The 20,210-nt window shown below is 31.7% G+C and carries 24 protein-coding genes and 1 tRNA gene; 11 read left to right on the plus strand and 14 right to left on the minus strand.

The window, feature by feature from the left end:
- Nucleotides 1-133: 133 nt before the first annotated feature.
- Nucleotides 134-964 carry a carbonic anhydrase gene (locus GM3708_RS03430; protein WP_066344140.1) on the plus strand — a complete coding sequence of 277 codons (831 nt, stop codon included), beginning with the start codon at nt 134-136 and terminating at the stop codon, nt 962-964.
- Here the strand turns inward: GM3708_RS03430 and aroB are convergent.
- The 3 genes from aroB to coaE form a co-directional block, all read right to left on the minus strand.
- Nucleotides 961-2,046 carry a 3-dehydroquinate synthase gene (gene aroB / locus GM3708_RS03435; protein ID WP_066344141.1) on the minus strand — a complete coding sequence of 362 codons (1,086 nt, stop codon included), beginning with the start codon at nt 2,044-2,046 and terminating at the stop codon, nt 961-963. The genes GM3708_RS03430 and aroB overlap by 4 nt on opposite strands.
- An 88-nt stretch (nt 2,047-2,134) precedes the next feature.
- Nucleotides 2,135-3,097 (minus strand): hydroxymethylbilane synthase, encoded by a 963-nt coding sequence (gene hemC, locus GM3708_RS03440; RefSeq protein WP_066344145.1) that lies wholly within the window; start codon nt 3,095-3,097, stop codon nt 2,135-2,137.
- 123 nt (nt 3,098-3,220) lie between these two features.
- Nucleotides 3,221-3,832 carry a dephospho-CoA kinase gene (coaE, locus tag GM3708_RS03445; protein WP_066344147.1) on the minus strand — a complete coding sequence of 204 codons (612 nt, stop codon included), beginning with the start codon at nt 3,830-3,832 and terminating at the stop codon, nt 3,221-3,223.
- A gap of 281 nt (nt 3,833-4,113) precedes the next feature.
- On the opposite strand from coaE, the gene GM3708_RS03450 reads away from it, so the two are divergent.
- On the plus strand, nt 4,114-7,068 hold the full coding sequence (locus GM3708_RS03450) for a glycosyltransferase (RefSeq protein ID WP_066344148.1): 2,955 nt from the start codon (nt 4,114-4,116) through the stop codon (nt 7,066-7,068).
- Nucleotides 7,069-7,071: 3 nt separating this feature from the next.
- Here the strand turns inward: GM3708_RS03450 and GM3708_RS03455 are convergent.
- Nucleotides 7,072-7,143, minus strand: a tRNA-Val gene (locus tag GM3708_RS03455).
- A 45-nt stretch (nt 7,144-7,188) separates the two neighbouring features.
- Between GM3708_RS03455 and GM3708_RS03460 the strand changes: the two genes are divergently transcribed.
- Nucleotides 7,189-7,788 carry a metal-binding protein gene (locus GM3708_RS03460; protein WP_066344155.1) on the plus strand — a complete coding sequence of 200 codons (600 nt, stop codon included), beginning with the start codon at nt 7,189-7,191 and terminating at the stop codon, nt 7,786-7,788.
- A 27-nt stretch (nt 7,789-7,815) separates the two neighbouring features.
- Nucleotides 7,816-8,631: a nucleoside triphosphate pyrophosphohydrolase gene (gene mazG / locus GM3708_RS03465; RefSeq protein WP_066344157.1), complete on the plus strand. Its 816-nt coding sequence runs from the start codon at nt 7,816-7,818 to the stop codon at nt 8,629-8,631.
- A gap of 157 nt (nt 8,632-8,788) precedes the next feature.
- On the opposite strand, the gene grxD is transcribed toward mazG, so the two are convergent.
- The 3 genes from grxD to GM3708_RS03480 all read right to left on the minus strand — a co-directional run bounded on the left by grxD (nt 8,789) and on the right by GM3708_RS03480 (nt 10,164).
- Nucleotides 8,789-9,112, minus strand: a complete 324-nt coding sequence (gene grxD, locus GM3708_RS03470; protein WP_066344159.1) for a Grx4 family monothiol glutaredoxin — start codon at nt 9,110-9,112, stop codon at nt 8,789-8,791.
- Nucleotides 9,113-9,199: 87 nt separating this feature from the next.
- Nucleotides 9,200-9,454: a BolA family protein gene (locus GM3708_RS03475; RefSeq protein WP_066344161.1), complete on the minus strand. Its 255-nt coding sequence runs from the start codon at nt 9,452-9,454 to the stop codon at nt 9,200-9,202.
- Nucleotides 9,455-9,603: 149 nt separating this feature from the next.
- Nucleotides 9,604-10,164 (minus strand): hypothetical protein, encoded by a 561-nt coding sequence (locus GM3708_RS03480; RefSeq protein ID WP_066344162.1) that lies wholly within the window; start codon nt 10,162-10,164, stop codon nt 9,604-9,606.
- A gap of 258 nt (nt 10,165-10,422) precedes the next feature.
- Between GM3708_RS03480 and GM3708_RS03485 the strand changes: the two genes are divergently transcribed.
- From GM3708_RS03485 to GM3708_RS03510, 7 genes are all read left to right on the plus strand, one after another.
- Nucleotides 10,423-12,162 (plus strand): R3H domain-containing nucleic acid-binding protein, encoded by a 1,740-nt coding sequence (locus GM3708_RS03485; protein WP_066344164.1) that lies wholly within the window; start codon nt 10,423-10,425, stop codon nt 12,160-12,162.
- Nucleotides 12,163-12,276: 114 nt separating this feature from the next.
- Nucleotides 12,277-13,230, plus strand: a complete 954-nt coding sequence (locus tag GM3708_RS03490; protein ID WP_231933057.1) for a DNA methyltransferase — start codon at nt 12,277-12,279, stop codon at nt 13,228-13,230.
- 31 nt (nt 13,231-13,261) lie between these two features.
- Nucleotides 13,262-13,741, plus strand: coding sequence for a hypothetical protein (locus GM3708_RS03495; RefSeq protein ID WP_066344166.1), 480 nt, complete (start codon nt 13,262-13,264; stop codon nt 13,739-13,741).
- Nucleotides 13,742-13,796: 55 nt separating this feature from the next.
- The gene (locus tag GM3708_RS19220; protein ID WP_231933059.1) at nt 13,797-14,204 is read left to right on the plus strand and encodes a hypothetical protein; all 408 of its coding nucleotides are present in this window, start codon (nt 13,797-13,799) and stop codon (nt 14,202-14,204) included.
- A 57-nt stretch (nt 14,205-14,261) separates the two neighbouring features.
- The gene (locus GM3708_RS19225; RefSeq protein ID WP_231933142.1) at nt 14,262-14,984 is read left to right on the plus strand and encodes a transposase; all 723 of its coding nucleotides are present in this window, start codon (nt 14,262-14,264) and stop codon (nt 14,982-14,984) included.
- 77 nt (nt 14,985-15,061) lie between these two features.
- Nucleotides 15,062-15,376, plus strand: coding sequence for an HNH endonuclease (locus GM3708_RS19750; protein ID WP_396229663.1), 315 nt, complete (start codon nt 15,062-15,064; stop codon nt 15,374-15,376).
- A gap of 103 nt (nt 15,377-15,479) precedes the next feature.
- Nucleotides 15,480-15,659 (plus strand): hypothetical protein, encoded by a 180-nt coding sequence (locus GM3708_RS03510; RefSeq protein WP_066344171.1) that lies wholly within the window; start codon nt 15,480-15,482, stop codon nt 15,657-15,659.
- A gap of 543 nt (nt 15,660-16,202) precedes the next feature.
- Here the strand turns inward: GM3708_RS03510 and rpmE are convergent.
- From rpmE to rpsK, 7 genes are all read right to left on the minus strand, one after another.
- On the minus strand, nt 16,203-16,445 hold the full coding sequence (gene rpmE / locus GM3708_RS03515; RefSeq protein ID WP_066344172.1) for a 50S ribosomal protein L31: 243 nt from the start codon (nt 16,443-16,445) through the stop codon (nt 16,203-16,205).
- A 100-nt stretch (nt 16,446-16,545) separates the two neighbouring features.
- Nucleotides 16,546-16,944: a 30S ribosomal protein S9 gene (gene rpsI / locus GM3708_RS03520; RefSeq protein ID WP_066344177.1), complete on the minus strand. Its 399-nt coding sequence runs from the start codon at nt 16,942-16,944 to the stop codon at nt 16,546-16,548.
- Nucleotides 16,944-17,399, minus strand: coding sequence for a 50S ribosomal protein L13 (rplM, locus tag GM3708_RS03525; protein WP_066344180.1), 456 nt, complete (start codon nt 17,397-17,399; stop codon nt 16,944-16,946). The genes rpsI and rplM overlap by 1 nt, the downstream gene beginning before the upstream one ends.
- A gap of 15 nt (nt 17,400-17,414) precedes the next feature.
- The gene (gene truA / locus GM3708_RS03530) at nt 17,415-18,233 is read right to left on the minus strand and encodes a tRNA pseudouridine(38-40) synthase TruA (RefSeq protein ID WP_066344181.1); all 819 of its coding nucleotides are present in this window, start codon (nt 18,231-18,233) and stop codon (nt 17,415-17,417) included.
- 21 nt (nt 18,234-18,254) lie between these two features.
- Nucleotides 18,255-18,605, minus strand: coding sequence for a 50S ribosomal protein L17 (gene rplQ / locus GM3708_RS03535; protein WP_066344182.1), 351 nt, complete (start codon nt 18,603-18,605; stop codon nt 18,255-18,257).
- A 61-nt stretch (nt 18,606-18,666) separates the two neighbouring features.
- Nucleotides 18,667-19,656 carry a DNA-directed RNA polymerase subunit alpha gene (locus GM3708_RS03540; RefSeq protein WP_066344184.1) on the minus strand — a complete coding sequence of 330 codons (990 nt, stop codon included), beginning with the start codon at nt 19,654-19,656 and terminating at the stop codon, nt 18,667-18,669.
- Between the two features lie 99 nt (nt 19,657-19,755).
- Nucleotides 19,756-20,148 (minus strand): 30S ribosomal protein S11, encoded by a 393-nt coding sequence (gene rpsK, locus GM3708_RS03545; protein ID WP_066344186.1) that lies wholly within the window; start codon nt 20,146-20,148, stop codon nt 19,756-19,758.
- Nucleotides 20,149-20,210 lie beyond the last annotated feature (62 nt).

Raw genomic sequence — 20,210 nt, forward strand, 5'->3', positions numbered from 1 at the left:
TGTCAAAATCCGATTTTTTCTTCACTATTATACAGATTTTGAATAGGGTAGATAATCTAATTTAATTGATTTTATTTATTTTTAACTATGGTGTTCAGATATAATAATTTGAGTCTCAATTAATTTCTAATTTATGAAAAAACTAATCGAAGGTTTACATCGTTTTCAAGCTGGTTATTTTGAAAGTAATCGAGATTTATTTGAAGAATTATCTCAAGGGCAACATCCCCGTGTTTTATTTGTAACTTGTTCGGATTCTCGAATTGATCCCAATCTTATCACTCAAGCGAAAGTTGGTGACTTATTTGTAATTCGTAACGCTGGTAATATTATTCCTCCCTTTGGAGCTACTAATGGTGGTGAAGGTGCTTCCATTGAATATGCCATAGCAGCTTTAGATATTGAACAAGTTATAGTATGCGGACATTCTCATTGTGGTGCAATGAAGGGTTTATTAAAAATGTCCAAGTTGGCTGATAAAATGCCTTTAGTTTATGAATGGCTAAAACAAGCCGAAGCAACTCGTAGGTTAATGATAGATAATTATTCCCATGTGCCAGAAGAAGATTTATTACAAATTACTGTCGCTGAAAACGTCTTAACTCAGTTAGAAAATTTGAATACTTATCCTATTATCCGTAGTCGTTTACATCAAGGTAAACTTTCTCTTCACGGTTGGATTTACAGTATTGAATCAGGTGAGATATTAGCTTATGATCCTGTATTACATGATTTTGTCGATGTGGAAAGTCGCAAAAGTGATCCTGAATATGTTTATAATTTACATCCTAGTTGTTCGGTATCGAAATCTATTGGTTGTAAAGTTTATCCCATGAATGAAGAAAAGAATCCTCCTTTAGTACAAAAAAATACAGTAGAAAATAATATTAATGATAGCTTACCTCGATCTAACAGATTATCCAGAGAACAAGCAGAAAGAATTTATTATGGTACTAGACATTAAGAAAAAATTTGTCGCAATAAATCACTACTAATTTGATCTGTAATCATCACTTTGCCAATGGTTTCAGGTAAAATAAAACGAACTTTTCCAGCCTTAACCTTTTTATCAGTTTGTAAATTAGCAATAATTTCCTCTAAATCAAGATAATCAGGAATTTCAGTTGGTAAACCTGTTTTTTCAATCAATTTTTTCTGTCTAATTGCTTCTTCTTCTTTCCAAAGATTAGTTTTTACGGCAATTTTTCCTGCAGCTATCATGCCTATTGCGACCCCTTCCCCATGCACAAAAGTTTCATAATGAGTTAAACTTTCAATAACATGACCGATGGTATGACCATAATTAAGAATAGCTCTTAATCCTGATTCTTTTTCATCTTTAGAGACAACATCAGCTTTAGCTTGACAAGAACGAGTCAAGATGTCGTTCAATAGCACCTTTGATAAATTATTCAAGCTATCAAGACTATTTTCCTCTTCTAGGCGTTCAAAAAGAGTTTTATCCCAAATTACTCCATATTTAATTACCTCTGCCATACCAGCTCTAAACTCTCGCTCCGGCAATGTTTTTAAAACATTAGAATCAATTAAAACTAATTTTGGTTGATAAAAAGCACCAATCAAATTTTTACCTTGAGGATGATTAACCCCAGTTTTGCCCCCCACAGAGGCATCAACCATCGCTAGTAAAGAAGTAGGAATTTGAATAAAATTAATCCCTCTTAACCAAGTGGCTGCCGCAAATCCCGTCATATCACCAACAACTCCACCCCCCAATGCTATCATGGTTGAATTGCGTTCGAGGCGATACTTAAGAGCACTATCATAAATATGGGAAATAGATTCAAGGGTTTTATGATTTTCTCCTGCGGGAATGAGATGATAATTGACAGTAAAACCAGCATCTTCTAAAGATTTAATAGTTATATCACCGTAATAGTTAAAAATTTCAGGGTTAGAAACTACTAAGATTTTTTTGCCAATATTAAGGTTTTTGGCTTTTGCACCGATACTTGATAAGCCTTCATCGGTGACATAAATTGAGTAGGAATTATCGGGTAAAGATACGGATATAATTGATTCCATAATTAATTAGGAATTAGAAAAGAAGAATTAGAGTCAGAAATAACTAAATCAAAGATGAGATTGTTAATTGTTAATTGTTAATTATTAATTATCGTTCTATTTCTGCTAAGATAGCCGCTAAAATTTCTCCCGCACCTTGTTGTTTAAGTTTTTCGGCTAATTGTGAACCAATTTCTTCGGGATTAGTACGATCACCTGTTACACTATCTTTAAGAAGTTGTTTACCATCGAGACTTGCTACCATTCCAGTCAAAGTAAGATTATCACCTTCAATAATACTGTTGACCCCGATAGGCACTTGACATCCACCTTCTAAAACTCGTAAAAAAGATCGTTCTGCTAAGGTACAATCTCTAGTATCAGGATGTTCGATAGCCTTAATTATTTGTAGTACAGAATCATCGCCAATACGGCATTCAATACCCAAAGCACCTTGCCCTACGGCATGGAGAGAAATATCAGCGGGTATTACTTGATGTATGCGATCGCTCATTCCTAATCTTTCTAAACCAGCTACAGCAAGAATAATAGCGTCATATTCTCCAGCGTCTAACTTACCCAAACGAGTGTTAACATTACCACGCACATCTTTGAAAGTCAAATGGGGATAATGATGACGTAACTGAGCGAGACGACGAAGAGAAGATGTACCGATTACAGCACCTTCAGGGAGGGTATCTAATTGCTTATCTTTATGCTTTTCATTGACAACTAAGGCATCAGCAGGGTTAACCCTCTCGGTAACACAACCTAACATTAAACCTTCAGGAAGATTAGTCGGTAAATCTTTGAGAGAGTGTACCGCAAAATCTACTTCATTATTGATCATGCCAACTTCTAACTCTTTGGTAAATAAACCTTTATCACCAATTTTTGCTAAAGCCACATCAAGAATTTTATCTCCTTGAGTACTCATTTTTTCGACTTCAAATTCTACATCGGGAAAATTAGTTTCTAATTCTTTTTTTACCCAGTAAGTTTGCACTAATGCTAGTTGACTTTTACGAGATCCTATTACTATAGTACGTTCATTATCAATAGTTGCGGTCATATAAATAGTTTTTATAGAAATTCTTAGAACTCGATCTAGCTTACCAGAAAAATGGTATAGGATAATTAGGAATAAAAAAATTAAGAGAGCAAATATTTTGAATATTTAGTAGCTAATTATTAGTTAATTTTTATAAAATTTACTTGACATAATCAGATCTATTTGCCTGTGTAAATCAGCTAAGTTTTTATTATTATCAATGATAATGTCAGCTAGTTCAAGCTTTTGAGTTAAAGGCATTTGACTATTAATTCGAGATATAGCTTCATTTTCTGTTAAATTATTTCTAATTTTTAATCGATTTAATTGAGTAGAAAAATCACAACTAACAACCCAAATTTGATTCACTAAATTAGTCATTTTTGCTTCAAACAGTAGAGGGATTGATAAAATAATCAGGGAATTAGATAAGATTTTTATTTGCGACTGTAAGCTATCAAAAACAAAAGGATGAATTTGGTTTTCTAGCCAAGTCTTTTCTTGTTTATTATTAAATATAATTTTACCTAATTTTTCTCGATTTAAGTTACCATTACTTAATAATATTTTTTCTCCATAGCGATTAATAATATTGTAAAAAATAGGAGAATTAATTGTTACGGCTTCTCGTGCTATTAAATCTGCATCTAATACAGGAATTAAATATTTTTCAGTTAAATAATTTGATACAGTTGATTTTCCCGTAGCAATTCCTCCTGTTAAACCAATAATTAATTTATTATCTTTTTTTTCCATAATTATTAACAGTAATATGAATTAATGGATAATTAATAATAAAGATGAACATTTAAAAAATGTATAACAATTTATTGAGTAATTGTGAATTAATTAAATTTAAACAATAATGAGAGTTATATAAAATCTATAATTTTTAAAAAATATTTTATATAAATGATTTAAAATTATCTTATATAATTGCCTAAATAACTATTTATTATTGATTATTTTCTGATAAAAAAGTCTAATTTTATAGTTTTTACTCATCTTAACTATTCCTTGTTTTTTATAAATTAATCATGAAAGTTTTAATTGCTGAATTTGACTTATTCTCTAAAATTGGGGGAGGGCAAACTTTTTATCGCCGTTTGATAGAGACAAATCCTGATATAGAATTTTATTATCTTATTATGGAAGAAAAAATCAGCAGTTTTCGCCCTAAAAATGCTCAATGTTTAATCTATAAGCAACAATATATTAAGTCAGATTTAAAAGGTTTATCTACTACTTTACCATTAGAAAAACTTTATCGCCCTTTTTTAATAGCTAGTAATATTAGTTATTCAGTAATGGGTTTTGATTTTGATGTAATCGATTATCCTGATTATGAGCAATATGGACTTTTTTTAGCATCAGCATTAAGTTACCATCAAGTAAAATTCAAGAAAATAATCCTGTCTCTACACGGTATTGTTTCTCAAAGTTTACATCATGATTGGGTGATAAATAAAGACTATATTCATAATTTAGAATTTGCCGAAAACTTACAGTATAAAATTGCTGATATTCGTTACGGCATCAGTAAAAACTACTTAGAATGGTGGCAAAAAAAAGATAATTTTCTTAACTATTATTATCATCCTTTACATTTTTTTGACTTAACTCCAAAAATCAATTATCAACCATTAAAAGCAAAACCAAGTTTAAATTTTATTGGTAGAAAGGAAAAAGGAAAAGGAGTTGATATTTTTGTTAATTTAGTCAGTTTTTTACCGAAAAAACTATATAGTCAAGGAAATATTATTGGCACGAATCCTCAAACCTTAGATAGGAAAACAGGAGAATTTTATTTAAAACAAATGTTAGCCTTAGCTTTTACGCCCATAAATATATTACCATCTGTGACTCGCTACGCATTACAAGGAAAATTTAATTCTAATTCTGTGACAATTTTACCTTCTCGATTTGATACTTTAAATTTAGTAGCTTTAGAATCATTATTTGCTGGTTGCCCAACTATAATTAGCAAAAATGCTGGGATTTGTCGTTTTTTAGCTGATAATTTTCCTGAAATACCTTTTATTCAATTAGATGTGAATAACTTGTACTCATCTTTACCTGAAATTATAAAACTTTTAAATAATTATGAAGGATACCGAATTAATTTACAGGAAAAAATTACTTCAATTTCTCCTCAAATGAATCAAAAAGAATTTAGTCTCATAGATGTTTATAATCAAAAAAATAATTATGAGGAAGAAGCAAGGCAAAAAATTGATCAATGGTATCAAGAGTTAATTTATTATTGTCAAAAAAGACAGTATTGGGGAAAACAACACCTTATCAATATAACTAAAAAAATAGTTACTCCGATAGTTAACCAAGGAAAAAATCAACTAGAAGATGTTAAAAGTAAAGTTAGTAAGAAAAAAAATATTGTTACCAATCAATTAGTTAAAAGCATCTTTTTTTCCTCTGAGTATGAGAGAGTTTTTAACTTACAAGAAACATCGGCAAAAGAAATAGATATTAAAATTAATCAACTTAAAAATTTAAGTCATCCTCTTAACTTACCTCTTGGTGAAAAAATTAATAAACTAAAAAATGGTTATTATGTTAATCGTCTTAAAATTTGGCAAGAAATAGCAAGACTAGAAAAAATAAAAGGCAACGATTTATTATCAGCTACTTATGAGATAAGAATTATTCGTCTTCTTAATCGAGATAAATTTAATCAATTACAAAATATTAGTCACACTTTAATTAATCATAATTTTCTTAAAGAATCTTCTCTATTAAAATTACTTTATCCTTCCGATAAAAATTCTTATGAATTAGCTTACGAATATTTGTCAAATAATTATCAAAGTTTGCTTAAGTATCAGGAAAAATCTTACGAATTTATCAAAGATTATCGTGAGAAAAAAAATTATCGAGTCTCAGTGATCGTGTCGTTATATAATGCAGAAAGTAAACTAAACCGTTTTTTGTCAATTTTAGCCCAACAAACAATTTTCCAAAAACAAGAAGCTGAAATCATTTTAATCGATAGCGGTTCAACCCAAGAAGAATATCGAGTTTTTCAACAACTTGTGTCAATTTTGGATTTACCCATTGTTTACGCTAGAAGCAAAAAAAGGGAGACTATTCAAAGTGCATGGAATCGAGGAATTTTGCTTTCTCAATCTTCTTACCTAACTTTTCTTGGTGTTGACGAAATGATAACCATGGATGGTTTAGAAATATTAGCGGATAAACTTGATCAAAATAATAACTTAGATTGGGTTGTCGGTCATAGTTTAGTAACGGAAGTTGATAATAAGGGTAACTGGCTTCGGGATGTGATGACATATAATCGCCGCAATTTTAGTCAAGATTTAGTTTATCTTGATACTTGTTATTTAACCTACGTTGGGGGGTTGTATCGTCGTGACTTGCATTATCGTTTCGGTTTTTATGATGAAACTTTTCGAGGTGCGGGAGATACGGAATTTAAAAATAGAGTCTTACCCCATATTAATTGTGAATTAGTCGAGAATGTCTTGGGAATTTTTTGGAATTATCCTGATAATCGCACTACCCAAAGCCCATTAGCTGAAATTGAAGATATAAAAGCATGGTATCTTTATCGAAGTGTTGGGGGGATAAAATATACTTTTGAAAATCAAAATATTTCAAAAGTAGAAAAATTATTATTACATTGTCTTAACTATCGTAAAACTTTTTTAAATAACAATAGTACCGATTTTGATTTTGCTCATCAACTTATACTATGGCTGGAAAAGAATTCTCCTCAATCTCCTTTTTTACAATTCGCTGAGGGAATAAAAAAAATTGATAAAAGTTATCAGCAATTAGAATACACAGAGGATAAATCTCTGATTTCGTGGCAATTATTACAAGTCAAAAATTTAACACAAAGAATTAGTAATGCTCATGAAAAAATTGCTCAAAATTTAGGTATAAATAATTTCAGACCTGAATATCAAGTTTTCAATGATAATCGTTATCAACAACATTCATTAATGTTTTAAATATGGGCGATACTGGATTTGAACCAGTGACGTCCTGCTTGTAAGGCAGGCGCTCTACCACTGAGCTAATCGCCCTCGACAACATTTACCATTATAACAACTACTTTTAAAAAATGCAAGATGTCTTCGGGAAAAAATCATGATCGAATTACTTGGATTTGTTTGCCTTTAATTTTGACGATTTTTTTAGTTTTTACTAAACGCTTCGATTTTTCTTTTTTAGCTAGTTTAGGTTTTCTTTTTAGTGGATTGATGTTTGGTCCTGATTTAGATATTTATTCTATACAATATCAACGTTGGGGATTTTTAAAGTTTATTTGGCTTCCCTATCAAAAAACTCTCAAACATCGTTCTTTTTTTTCTCATGGTTTTATTATTGGAACAATTATTCGTATTTGCTATCTTAGTTTTATTTTATTGATTTTCTTTTTTCTGTTCTTGGCGATCGCAAATTTATTTGTTTTTGGGGAATGGCATTGGCAAAAATATATGATTAATACGTATAGTATTGTCAAAAATAAATATTGGCAAGAACTATTATTTTTATTTATTGGTTTAGAATTAGGAGCAATGAGTCATTACGTAGCAGATTATATCAGTAGTTTATTAAAAAAGAGGAAAAAAAAGTTTGATAAGTCAAAATCTTTTATTTCTCGTCCTCAAAAAACTGTTAATAAAAATCTCAAAAAGACTAATAATAAAAGGAGAAGCAAGAATTAAACCAATTATTATCCCTTTTTCTCACCTATGATTCAACAAACTAACACAAAAATTCTCAAGGCTTTAGATAATTTAATTCAAATTGTGACTCAATTGCGATCGCCTACTGATGGTTGTCCATGGGATTTAGCTCAAACTCAACAATCTTTAATACCCTATATTATTGAGGAAGCCTATGAAGTGGCGGATGCTTTGCAATCAAAAAATCAAGAAGCCATTGTCGAAGAATTAGGAGATTTACTATTACAAGTGGTTTTACAGGCACAAATTGCCCAAGAAAATGATGATTTTTCCTTAGAAGATATAGCAAATATTATTACTGCTAAATTAATTCGCCGTCATCCTCATGTTTTCGGTGATGTAATTGTAGCCAATGAAGCTGAAGTTCATCATAATTGGGAGAAAATTAAAAGAGAAGAAAAAGAGGAAAAACAAGAATCTAATACTTTAAGTGATAAACTTAAAATCTATGCTCGTAGTTTGCCGACGATGATGGCAAGTTTAAAAATTTCTAAACAAGCGGCAAAAATTGGCTTTGAGTGGGAAAATGCCGATGGAGTTTGGGACAAATTTAAAGAAGAATTAGCTGAGTTTCAAGAGGCCATTGAAATAGGAGATAAACAACACGCAACAGAAGAATTAGGAGATTTATTATTTACAGTAATTAATCTTGCCAGATGGTATAAATTAGATCCAACTTTAGCTTTACAAGGCACAAATCAACGATTTATTAAGCGCATTTCTATGATGGAAAAATTTGCTGATCTTCCTTTAGAAGAATATACAATCTTAGAATTAGAATCTTTATGGCAAGAAGCGAAAAAGAAATTAGCCTCAAGTTGAGTTAAATACAAAATTATCAGTCAAGATGAAGCTAGATGACTAGATAATCAAACGACTAAGAGGGAATTCACTTAAACATTATTAAAATTGATTTTTGGCAAATATTTACTAACTTTAATTATTAATTATTAATTGTTAATTGTTAATTATTAATTATTTAAGAGGCTAGAGCAACCTCAATCATTTGTTGCAGTTCACCAGTTTGATATAATTCGATAAGAATATCACTACCGCCAATAAACTCACCATTTACATAAACTTGAGGAATAGTAGGCCAATTAGAATATTCTTTGATACCTTGACGAATATCATAATCAGATAATACATCAACGGTTTCAAAAGGCACACCAAGAGTATTTAAAATCTGGACAACATTATTAGAAAATCCACACTGGGGCATTAATTTTGAGCCTTTCATGAAAACTACTACTTGGTTGTTATTTACGATGTCATCAAGACGTTGCTTTAATTCTGGTGTCATAGTAATTAATAAATATGATAATAAGATTACGGAAAAGAATAAGTCAATTTCTAGTTTAACCTTGATAGAGGTTTTTTTATTTTCAGATTAGTTTTGTTGGCTTAACCATGTAGAAGGAGTATAGGTTTTTAAGGCTAAAGCGTGAATAGCTTCAGATTTTAGTTCGCTTTGCAATGCACTATAAACTAATTGATGTTGTTTTACCATTGTTTTTCCTTCAAATTCAGAAGAAATAACGATTGCCTCAAGATGATCACCCCCCCCAGTCAAATCTTTGACAAATACCTCTGCACCAGAAATTTCTTGTTCAATAGTTTTTTTTACTTGTTCTAAACTTACCATAATCAATTAATAGGTATGATGATTTTTATAATTAAATTATAATATATAATTTTTTACTATATATTTAAGAACTAAATTATTTGATAATAAAAATAGTTTTTATTGATAATTACTAAACTAATTAAAATGAATAATTTTAATTATTTAAGCTAATTATTAGAAGTTTGAAAAGGTGTTTCTACAAAACCAATTTCATATAATTGTTGATAAGATTTTCTACCCAATTCACTGGTAGGATTTTGAGAGCGAATAATCTGAATTAAAAGAGGTACAGCCAATTCAGGTTTATTTTGTGCACGATGAACTAAAGCTAATTGATAGGTAGATTCATCTCTTAAAGTAGCAGTTTTTAATGCACCAGCCCGTTGTCCTTCGGCAAGACGATTATCAATACCAGAAAAACTTTCTCCTAGTTGTAAATAAAAGTTAGAAAGTTGATTAAAAATACGTCTTGCTTGTTGTAATTTTGTTGCGGCTAAATCATAATTTCCAGCATTAATTGCGACTTCCGCTTCTTTCATTAGTTTTTCTCCCCCTTGAAGACTTAAAAGACTTTCAGTTTGATTAACAGGGGTAACGGTATTTTCTTCTAAAGGTTCAGTATTGGTGGTTGATTGTGCTAAAGTAGCAGTCGCTACAGATAAAATTCCCAAGGACAAAATAACACCTAAAGAATGATTTAACCAATTTTTTGAGGACAAGGATAACATAGAGAAATTATGACCTTAGTAAATAAACTTTTTAAATTTTAAAGTATCTTAACACTTTATAGCAATTGAGAATTGACAATTGATATAAATAATGGAGTCAGATAAACTTCTATTTGTAAAAGCAAAAAAATTAAGTTTTGTTTCAAGTTTCTAAGTAATTCGGGTATGATAAATTAAAAGGCATTTTTTACTTAAAATTTGCTCCAAAAATGCTCTCGACTTAAACAATACTTAAACTTAAGTTTATATAATTAAAGAATGGAAGAAAAACTGCCCCAACATAGAATGCAGATTACTGACGATCTCGATAAATTATTACAAATTCTACCTCTGACAATTCGACAATCTGTAGAACAACATCCTCAGAAAAGTTCTTTAATTGAGATCGTTTTAGACTTGGGAAGAAAACCAGAAGCTAGATTTTCTGGACACAGTTGTTACTTAAGTGATAATTTAGTTGGTCGAGAAGATTTAGAATATTGTGTGGCGAGAGTTGGTCATTTTAGTGCTGATAATCGAGCAGGAATTGAATGTACTTTACATCGCATTAGTGCCATTCGTAATCGTCAAGGAAATATTATTGGTTTGACTTGCCGTATTGGTAGAGCCGTTTTTGGCACTATTTTGATGATTCGAGAATTAGTCGAAAGTGGTCAATCTATTTTACTATTAGGTCGCCCCGGTGTAGGAAAAACCACCGCCTTACGGGAAATTGCTAGAGTTTTAGCTGATGAGTTAGACAAAAGAGTTGTCATTATCGATACTTCCAATGAAATTGCAGGAGATGGTGATGTGCCTCATCCTGCAATCGGTAGAGCAAGAAGAATGCAAGTGGCTCATCCCGAATTACAACATCAAGTAATGATTGAGGCAGTAGAAAATCATATGCCTGAAGTGATTATCATTGATGAAATTGGTACGGAATTAGAAGCTCAAGCGGCTAGAACCATTGCCGAAAGAGGTGTACAATTAGTTGGTACTGCTCATGGTAATTATTTAGAAAACTTAATTAAAAACCCTACTCTTTCCGACTTAATTGGAGGTATTCAATCCGTTACTCTCGGTGATGAAGAAGCTCGTCGTCGTGGCTCTCAAAAGACTGTTTTAGAAAGAAAAGCACCTCCTACCTTTCAAATTGCTGTGGAAATGTGGGAGCGTCAAAAATGGGTTGTTCATGAAGAAGTAGCACAAACAGTAGATCATTTATTACGAGGTAAACAGCCGATTCCACAACTAAGACAAGTTAATGATGAAGGGCAAGTTACCATAACTAGAGATCCTTCTTTAGCACCACAAACGGAATTAACAACGGTGCAAAATGTGGTAGAAATTCCCCTAAAACCCACTGGCTTAAGGGCTTCAGGTAAAATGATTCCCATTTCTTTGACTCATCAACAACCGAATCTCGATTTTGAGAAAATGTTAGCCAATTCTTGGTATCAGGCAGAAGAAGCCACAGAAAAAGTACGTATTCCAGGACCTAATGGTGAGGATTTTCCCATTTATGTTTATCCTTATGGTATTGGTAGATCCCAGTTAGAACAAGTTATTGGAGTTTTAAAAATGCCTATTGTTTTAACTAAAGATTTAGATGATGCTGATGCGGTATTAGCTTTGCGATCGCAAGTTAAAAATCACTCAAAATTAATGCAATTAGCAAAAGATCGTCAAGTACCTATCCATAGTATCAAATCCAACAGTATTCCACAAATTACCCGCACTTTAAGGCAATTAGTGAATATGGATAACCCCGAAACTAACGAAGCCGCAGATTTAAGGTTATTTACCAAAGCTGGTAATGATGACGAAATTGAAGCCTTAGAAGAAGCCAGATTAGCAGTTGAGCAAATTGTCATACCTCAAGGGCAACCAGTAGAATTGTTACCAAGAAATTCTAAAGTAAGAAAAATGCAACATGAACTAATCGAACATTACCGATTACGTTCAGATAGCTTTGGTGATGAGCCGAATCGTCGTCTGCGTATATATCCTGCATAATAATTAACAATAAAAAGAGGCTCTCATCGGAGCTAAATAATATTAATTAAAGGAAAATTTAATGAAAGTCTATGTATCAGATAAAGATGAGAAAATGTAAATAAAAAAATAAACATGATTCAATTTTTTGTAGATTTAGACTTTCAAAGTCTTAAAAATAATCCTGATTTTAAAGAAGATAGCGTCAGAGAAGTTATTATTTTACCTCTGTTGAAAAGTCTTGGTTACACAGAAAACAATATTATTCGCAGTAAAACCTTACAACATCCTTTTCTTAAAATTGGCAGTAAGAAACGTAAAATTAACTTAATACCTGATTACCTCTTAAAAATTGAGAATAATTATGCTTGGGTATTAGATGCTAAAGCACCGAATGAGAATATAAAAGAAGGTGATCATATTGAGCAAGTTTATTGTTATGCTAGTCATCCTGAAGTGAGAAGTCTTTATTTTGCCCTCTGTAATGGCGTTGAATTTAGTTTATTTAAAACTTCTGGTTATGATACTCCTGTTTTATATTTTTCTTTGGATGAATTTGATTTTTATTATGAGCAATTAAGTCAATTTTTGTCTTTAAATAGTTTTCAGGTTGGGAAGGCGTTTTCTTATAATGAGGGTGTTTTTCTCATGCAAAGGCGCAAAGATGCAAAGGAAGACGCTAAGGGTTTTTCTCTGAGTCAATTTGATTATCTTCATCGCCCTTTATTAGCGGAAATTATTCCGAAAAAACAAGCGGCTAAAAGACATTTTGGGGTGCATGGTTATTTCACTAAACAAGTCTGGAATGTGGTGGCAGAATATATCAAAAATTTTAGCCAACCTCATGATACTATTCTCGATCCTTTTGGTGGTAGTGGTGTCACCGCCATTGAGGCGTTAATGAATAATAGAAAAGCCATTAGTATTGACATTAATCCCCTCGCTATTTTTCTCGTTAATTCCCTCATTTCTCCTGTAAATTTCGATGAATTAAATCAAGCATTTGAAAGGGTAAAATCTGCTTATCAAAAAAATGAACCTACTAGCCCAGAAAATATAAAAAATCATAAAAAATATCTCCATTTTTAAAAATTTATATCTTATCTTTTTATAGCAATTTATGATAAATTTTTTATTAAAAAACCGTCAATTAATAGAAAAAAAACATTATGTTCGTAAAGCTGATCCAAATGTTAATTATTGGTTTGATTTTTTCTCAAGTAAATTATATAAATATCAAGATCAATTTGGAGATAATTTTTGTTTGATAATTATAGGTTCTGAAAAAAAAGAAGGAGATTTTTATGCTATTCCTTTTCTTCTGGTAAAACATATATTTATCCAAGAATATTTGTCTAATGATAAAAGAGAAAAAGTAAGATGGGTGGGAAGTATAAAAGGACATTTATTTTCTTTAAGAACTTGCAATTTATCTAAAGATATTAGTTTATTTTACGGGAATTCGAGTTTTTTAAATAATCAAGAAAATTTTTTAAATACTGAATATACTCTTTCAGAAGAAGAATTAAATGATTATTCTATTGAAAATCGAAAAATTGAAATAAATGCAAGACAAAAACAACTGAGGGGGCGACAATGAAGGTAAACAGACGATGGCATAAGAGATTGAAGCTGGTAATCTGGATAAAAATAAGATGTTTTTAGTTTTTATATTAATTACTATAGAAAAAGATGTTTCAACTTCCCCAATTTTATCAGGAGTATTTAAAAAACAGTTTAATTTACCTCAATATTTAACTCTTTGTCTTTTAGTTAATTTACTTCAAAATCTTAAAACTGTTAGGTTAGAAGAAATGGCAAAACTTTTTCCTTATCCGATTAAATTAAGAAGTAGAATTAAAAAGTTACAAAGATTTTTAAGTCTGAAAAATTGGAAAGTTGAAACCATATGGTTTCCGATTTTAAAATCATGGATTATGAACCAATGGGAATCAAACAAAGTAATTTATTTAGTCATTGATAGAACACAGTGGCAAAACATTAATATATTGATGGTAAGTTTAGTTCATCATCAAGGAGCTATCCCTGTATATTTTATCTGATTAAATAAAAAAGGAAGTAGTAATTTATCAGAACAAAAACAAGTATTAGAAGCAAGTATTAATTTATTAATTGAATATAAAATAATCGTTTTAGGAGATAGAGAATTTTGCTCTGTGGATTTAGCAAAATGGTTATCAGTAGAGAAACAGGTTTATTTATCTCTACGTTTAAAAAAGAGTGAATATGTGGAGTTAGAAACTGATATATGGTTTCGATTGAGTGAATTAGGTTTATCTCCAGGATTCTCCGTATATTATCGAGGAATAAAAGTTACAAAAACCAAGGGATTCTCAGGAATTAATTTAGCAGCAAAATGGAAGAAAAACTATAGACATAAATCGAGTAAACAGCCATGGTTTATTCTCACAAATTTAGAAAGTATGTCGGAAACAATCTCTGCTTATTCCAAAAGAATGGGTATTGAAGAAATGTTTAGAGATTTTAAATTAGGAGGTTATAACTTAGAAAGTACAAAACTTGAAAATGAACGACTAATTTCTTTAATTATACTGATAACATTATCCTATAGTTATTCAACATTTATAGGAGAAGAAATTAAAAGAAAAGGAATAAGTGAATATCTAGTTAGACCCACAGAAAAAAGAAGAAGATATAAAAGATATAGTGATTTTTCTATTGGTTTAAATGGGATAAAATGGCTAAGTGAAATCTGCTTTTTTCAAGAACAATTAGATAAGTTAACCTCTTTATTTCCTCAGAAACAGTCCTATTATCGTCAAGGTATGAGGGCTATTTCCCTTATCCAATCTGCATTCTGAATGTTCTGTCGCCCCCTCAGCAAAAACAATCTTTCTTTAGAAAAAAAGTTTTAGATAATTTTCAAAATAAATGCTGTATAACTTCTATTTCTGAATCAAATATGCTTAGAGCAAGTCATATTATTCCATGGTCACATAAAATAGATAGTAGATTAAATCCTTCTAATGGTTTATGCCTTTTTGTTACATACGATCATTTATTTGATCAAGGATACATTAGTTTTACTAATTCTTTACAAGTTATAATTACACCAGAATATAAATATTTTAGTTTGCCATTACAAGATATACTAATTTTAGTACAAAATACACAAGCAAAATATCCTATAAAGTATCAAATAGACTGTGATTACCTTGATTACCATAGAAAGAATATACTTATTAAGTATTAAGAAAAAAAGAGTTATTTAATTAATTTAAAAAGATACTAAATTCAAATCTCATATAGATATAAAACTAAGAATTAAATATTATTTAATCAGTTATTTAACAAGAATGGAAAGAAAAAATAAAACTACGACATTTGATGAGATTGTCTTGTATATTTTACCTTTACTAAAAAATGGTACTACCCCAGAAAATCAAACTATTTTAACAGTCTTAGAAGACATCACTGAGAGAATAGGAGAAGATTCTTGGCGCTTGAAAGGTGAAGGGCAATTAAGTTTATTTTAGGCTATTAAAATCATTTTTAGTTATGCCTAATTGTTTGAGAATTTCTTGAAATAATCATTTTCCAATGTCCGCATTCTCATGAATAGGAATAATTATTTTTCTTTTCTATAAATATTACCATCGCCCATGACTTTTTTAAAATCTAATTTTTTAGCTACTTTTTTCTGTCTTTTGCTTTAGATGGTATGGCAATAATTAAGTTAATATCTGAGGGTAATAATTCATTCTTTTCTAAATATTTTTCTTTGATCATGTAAAGTATATTTACTAACTATAATTTCATTTTTTCTAATAAATTCATAACCAGTTTTTAAATTCTTTATCTTAAGTTAAATAATAACAAAAAATATTTTTTACAGTTTCATTTCTTGCACTAATTAATCTAATAATTTGATTTGTGAGAATATAAACAACGGTAAAATTTTTTTATGATTCAATTAAAATAATTTCATAAGAATTATTAAATCAACTTTTTTCTACAAAAAAACCCCAACAAATAACTTATCTGCTAGGGTTTTGATATTCTTTGAACAAGATTTATTTTTATTTTGTTTCAGCTTCAGAATTTTCTTGTTTACCACTGAGCATACCGTATTTACGTAAGAAACGATCAACCCTACCTTCAGTGTCAATAATTTTTTGAGTACCAGTATAAAAAGGATGATTACCAGACCAAACTTCTACATTAATTTCTGGTTGAGTTGAACCAACACGCATAATTTCTTCACCGTTACAAATAACTTTTGCATCGGGATACCACTGGGGGTGTATTCCTTCTTTTGGCATTATTTTAATTTCCTTTTTTAATACAAGTTATGAATTTTTATTGATTACTAGAGACGTTGCAGACTACGCAACGTTCCTAAAGGAGTTACTAAAGTTAAAATTAACGTTTAGAGAACTGAGGAGCTTTACGAGCTTTATGTAAACCATATTTTTTACGCTCTTTAGCACGGGGATCACGAGTTAAATAACCTTCAGCTTTCAAGGGTTGACGATTTTCAGGATCAAGTTGACATAATGCTCTTGCTACCCCTAATTTAACTGCATCGGATTGACCTGTTAAACCGCCACCATGAGAATTTACGATAATATCATATTCATTTTCTAAACCTAAAGTTTCTAAAGGTGCTTTTAAGGCTTGAATATAATCTTGAATTTGTTGGAAGTACTCAGAACCTTCTCTTTTATTAACTTTAACAGCACCTGTACCGGGTACAAGGCGAACTCTGGCAACAGAAGATTTACGACGACCTGTACCGAGATAAACTACTTTGTCTGACATTATTTATTACCTCCGGGGATGGTATTAATGGTTAAAACTGCTGGTTGTTGTGCTTCATGAGGATGAGCAGAACCACTATAAACTTTAAGTTTGGTGAACAAAGTTCTGCCTAAGCTATTTTTAGGTAACATACCTTTAACAGCAGTTTCGATAATTCTTTCAGGGATACGTTTTTGTAATTTATCAAAGGTTTCGATTTTCATCCCACCGGGGCGCCCTGAGTGACGACGATAAAGCTTTTGTTCACCTTTTTTGCCTGTAACCACAACTTTTTCAGCATTGACTACTATGACAAAATCCCCTGTATCTAAGTGAGGGGTAAAAGTTGGTTTATTTTTTCCTCTCAAAACATTAGCAATTTCGGTGGCTAATCTTCCGAGACGTTGATCTTGAGCATCAACAATAAACCATTTTTTTTCTAAATCTTCTAATTTAGGAACTGGTGTTTTATTCATTTTAATTGAGACTTTTTAACTAAAAGTAAAAATAGGTTGAGTATTAAACCAAATTGGTTCAGGTATCGGAAAATTCGGATAACCTACTCTTAACAAACATAATCCTTTTGCTGGGGCAGAATATTTCACTAAATCTCGACGACGATTTACCCAAATGTCTTGGAACTCTGACAGAGATCTTGTTCCTGATCCCACTTCTACTAACATCCCCACCAATAGCCTTACCATGCCATATAAAAAACCACTAGCCTGTATCTCAATATGTATCAAGTCTTCTTTTCGCTGACAAATAACTTCTTGCACTTCTAAAATAGAGTGTAAACGTTTAGAACCCGCCCGACGAAAAGCACTCAAATCATGAACTCCGAGTAAGGGATTAAGCGCTTTTTGAATCAATGATTCATCTAAAGGCTGATGATAGTAATGCCAACTAAAAGGTTGTAAAAATAGGTTAGGAACTTTACCAGTATATATAGTATAACGATAACGTCGAAAAGAAGCGCCAAAACAAGCGTGCCAATCATTAGCTACCTGTGCCGAAGCTCTAATGACAATATCATCAGGTAAACAACTATTAAGAACTTTTGACCAACGATCAGCAGGTATCGGAAAGTTAACTTCAAAATGAGCTACTTGTGCGGCTGCATGAACTCCACTGTCAGTTCTACCAGCACCGTGAATGGTGACAGGATTACCCACAACAGAGGCGATCGCTTTTTCTATTTCTTCTTGAACACTATTATAGTTAGGCTGTCTTTGCCAACCGTGATAGTTAGCTCCTAAATATTGAATTACAATTGCAACTCTTTTTTTTTCTAGGGTGCTATTCTCCATGAAGGTTAGACTCAAAAGGAACTAGATTAACTGTAAGATTGCCATTTCTGAGTTATCTCCACGACGACTTTTCGTGCGGATTAAACGGGTATAACCACCGTTACGACTGCCATAACGTTCTTGAGCTTTAGCAAAAACATCATTAACAAGATCTTTATCATAAACATAAGCTAAGGCTTTACGTCTAGCAGATAAAGAACCATCTTTTGCTAAAGTAATAATTTTATCTGCAGTACTACGAACAGCTTTAGCACGAGCTTTAGTAGTAGTAATTTCGCCTTCTCGTAATAAATGGGTTGTTAATCCACGGAGAAGGGCTTTTCTTTGGTCTGCTGGTAAGCCTAATAAAGGCACTTTACAACGGTGACGCATTAATTTCCTCCTTAAATTATTAATTAATTCACGAATTTTTTAGTCTTCTAGTCTGTTAAAACTAAGGTGTTGCAACAGGTTCAGCACTTTCGATTAAATCTCCAGAAGGTGGTTCTTTAATCTTGCCTTCCGCTAAAGTGATGCCTAGACGCTGTTGGAGAGCTTCTATTACCTCTTCTGCCGATTTTTGACCGAAATTCTTAATTTCTAAGAGATCATCCTGAGAATACTCTAACAAATCAGCTACAGTGTTAATTTGAGCTCGTTTGAGACAGTTATAAGCACGAACCGACAGATTTAGTTCTTCAATAGGAATTTGACTTGCTGGATCTTCAGGCTCTTCGGGTTCTTCAGGTTTACCTGTGATACCTGTTGCATCGGTTAAAGGTGAAAATAACTCCACTAAAATTTTCGACGCATCAGAAAGAGCTTCTTCTGGTTTAATACTGCCATTTGTCCAAATCTCTAAAATTAGGCGATCAGCTAAATCTCCTTCAAAACGGATTTCTTCTACCGTGAAGTTAACTTTATTTACAGGCATAAACACAGAATCGATCTGCAAAAAGTCGAGAGAACTACTTTCATCCTTACCTTTTTGAATGGCACGATAACCTTTACCCTTCTCGACTCGAAATTCCATTTCTAACTTTGCCCCTTTCCCCAAGGTACAAATATACTGACTAGGTTCGACTACTTCTATTTCTGAAGGTAGATCAAACTGTGCGGCTGTAACAGTACAAGGACCTGTAGCTACCAAACGACCAATTTGAGCCGTATGGGTATAGCTTTTAAAAACAATTCCTTTCATGTTGAGCATTATTTCTAACACGTCTTCTCTCACCCCTTCCACAACCGCAAACTCGTGGTTTACACCCGCAATTCTGACGGCAGTTACTGCTGCACCTTCTAAGTTAGATAAAAGAACTCTTCTCAAGGAATTACCAAGAGTTATACCTTGTCCTCTTTCTAGGGGATCTAGTACAAACTTTCCATATTGCCCTTGATTTTTTTGAGTTTTATTTACTAAGCAGTCTATTTTAAACACAGCCACAGTGGTTATTTCCTCGATTTATGATGTCAGTTTTAGATACAAAGGTTTTAATAATCAATAACTCTAGTAATAAGTCGAGTTGATGACTATGGAACAATTTTAGACTCTGCGTCTTTTTGGGGGGCGACAGCCGTTATGAGGAATTGGAGTAATATCCCGAATCAATGTTATTTCTAACCCTGCTCCTTGTAAAGCTCTGATAGCAGTTTCTCTACCAGCACCAGGACCGCTAACCATCACGTCCACCTGTTTCATTCCATTGTCCATTGCTGTACGAGCAGCACTATCCGCAGCAGTTTGAGCCGCAAAAGGAGTTCCTTTTTTCGCACCCTTAAAACCACTTGAACCTGCTGTTGCCCATGAGATTACATTGCCAGTAGCATCAGTAATAGTAACAATGGTGTTGTTAAAAGTAGATTTAATATAAGCTACTCCACTGGGAATGTTTTTCTTTTGTTTTTTTGGTCCTCCCCTTTTTGTGGGTCTTGCCATGCCGAATTTACCTCTTTAACTGATTTTGTTTATGGAGTTTTTGATTAATTGAATTAGTTAGT

This window comes from Geminocystis sp. NIES-3708, from assembly GCF_001548095.1.
In the GTDB taxonomy this organism is placed as follows: domain Bacteria; phylum Cyanobacteriota; class Cyanobacteriia; order Cyanobacteriales; family Cyanobacteriaceae; genus Geminocystis.

Bases quoted from the DNA above. Each gene is read 5' to 3' on its own strand.
- GM3708_RS03430 (WP_066344140.1), top strand. From the start codon at position 134: ATGAAAAAACTAATCGAAGGTTTACATCGTTTTCAAGCTGGTTATTTT.
- aroB (WP_066344141.1), bottom strand. From the start codon at position 2,046: ATGGAATCAATTATATCCGTATCTTTACCCGATAATTCCTACTCAATT.
- hemC (WP_066344145.1), bottom strand. From the start codon at position 3,097: ATGACCGCAACTATTGATAATGAACGTACTATAGTAATAGGATCTCGT.
- coaE (WP_066344147.1), bottom strand. From the start codon at position 3,832: ATGGAAAAAAAAGATAATAAATTAATTATTGGTTTAACAGGAGGAATT.
- GM3708_RS03450 (WP_066344148.1), top strand. From the start codon at position 4,114: ATGAAAGTTTTAATTGCTGAATTTGACTTATTCTCTAAAATTGGGGGA.
- GM3708_RS03460 (WP_066344155.1), top strand. From the start codon at position 7,189: ATGTCTTCGGGAAAAAATCATGATCGAATTACTTGGATTTGTTTGCCT.
- mazG (WP_066344157.1), top strand. From the start codon at position 7,816: ATGATTCAACAAACTAACACAAAAATTCTCAAGGCTTTAGATAATTTA.
- grxD (WP_066344159.1), bottom strand. From the start codon at position 9,112: ATGACACCAGAATTAAAGCAACGTCTTGATGACATCGTAAATAACAAC.
- GM3708_RS03475 (WP_066344161.1), bottom strand. From the start codon at position 9,454: ATGGTAAGTTTAGAACAAGTAAAAAAAACTATTGAACAAGAAATTTCT.
- GM3708_RS03480 (WP_066344162.1), bottom strand. From the start codon at position 10,164: ATGTTATCCTTGTCCTCAAAAAATTGGTTAAATCATTCTTTAGGTGTT.
- GM3708_RS03485 (WP_066344164.1), top strand. From the start codon at position 10,423: ATGGAAGAAAAACTGCCCCAACATAGAATGCAGATTACTGACGATCTC.
- GM3708_RS03490 (WP_231933057.1), top strand. From the start codon at position 12,277: ATGATTCAATTTTTTGTAGATTTAGACTTTCAAAGTCTTAAAAATAAT.
- GM3708_RS03495 (WP_066344166.1), top strand. From the start codon at position 13,262: ATGATAAATTTTTTATTAAAAAACCGTCAATTAATAGAAAAAAAACAT.
- GM3708_RS19220 (WP_231933059.1), top strand. From the start codon at position 13,797: ATGTTTTTAGTTTTTATATTAATTACTATAGAAAAAGATGTTTCAACT.
- GM3708_RS03510 (WP_066344171.1), top strand. From the start codon at position 15,480: ATGGAAAGAAAAAATAAAACTACGACATTTGATGAGATTGTCTTGTAT.
- rpmE (WP_066344172.1), bottom strand. From the start codon at position 16,445: ATGCCAAAAGAAGGAATACACCCCCAGTGGTATCCCGATGCAAAAGTT.
- rpsI (WP_066344177.1), bottom strand. From the start codon at position 16,944: ATGTCAGACAAAGTAGTTTATCTCGGTACAGGTCGTCGTAAATCTTCT.
- rplM (WP_066344180.1), bottom strand. From the start codon at position 17,399: ATGAATAAAACACCAGTTCCTAAATTAGAAGATTTAGAAAAAAAATGG.
- truA (WP_066344181.1), bottom strand. From the start codon at position 18,233: ATGGAGAATAGCACCCTAGAAAAAAAAAGAGTTGCAATTGTAATTCAA.
- rplQ (WP_066344182.1), bottom strand. From the start codon at position 18,605: ATGCGTCACCGTTGTAAAGTGCCTTTATTAGGCTTACCAGCAGACCAA.
- rpsK (WP_066344186.1), bottom strand. From the start codon at position 20,148: ATGGCAAGACCCACAAAAAGGGGAGGACCAAAAAAACAAAAGAAAAAC.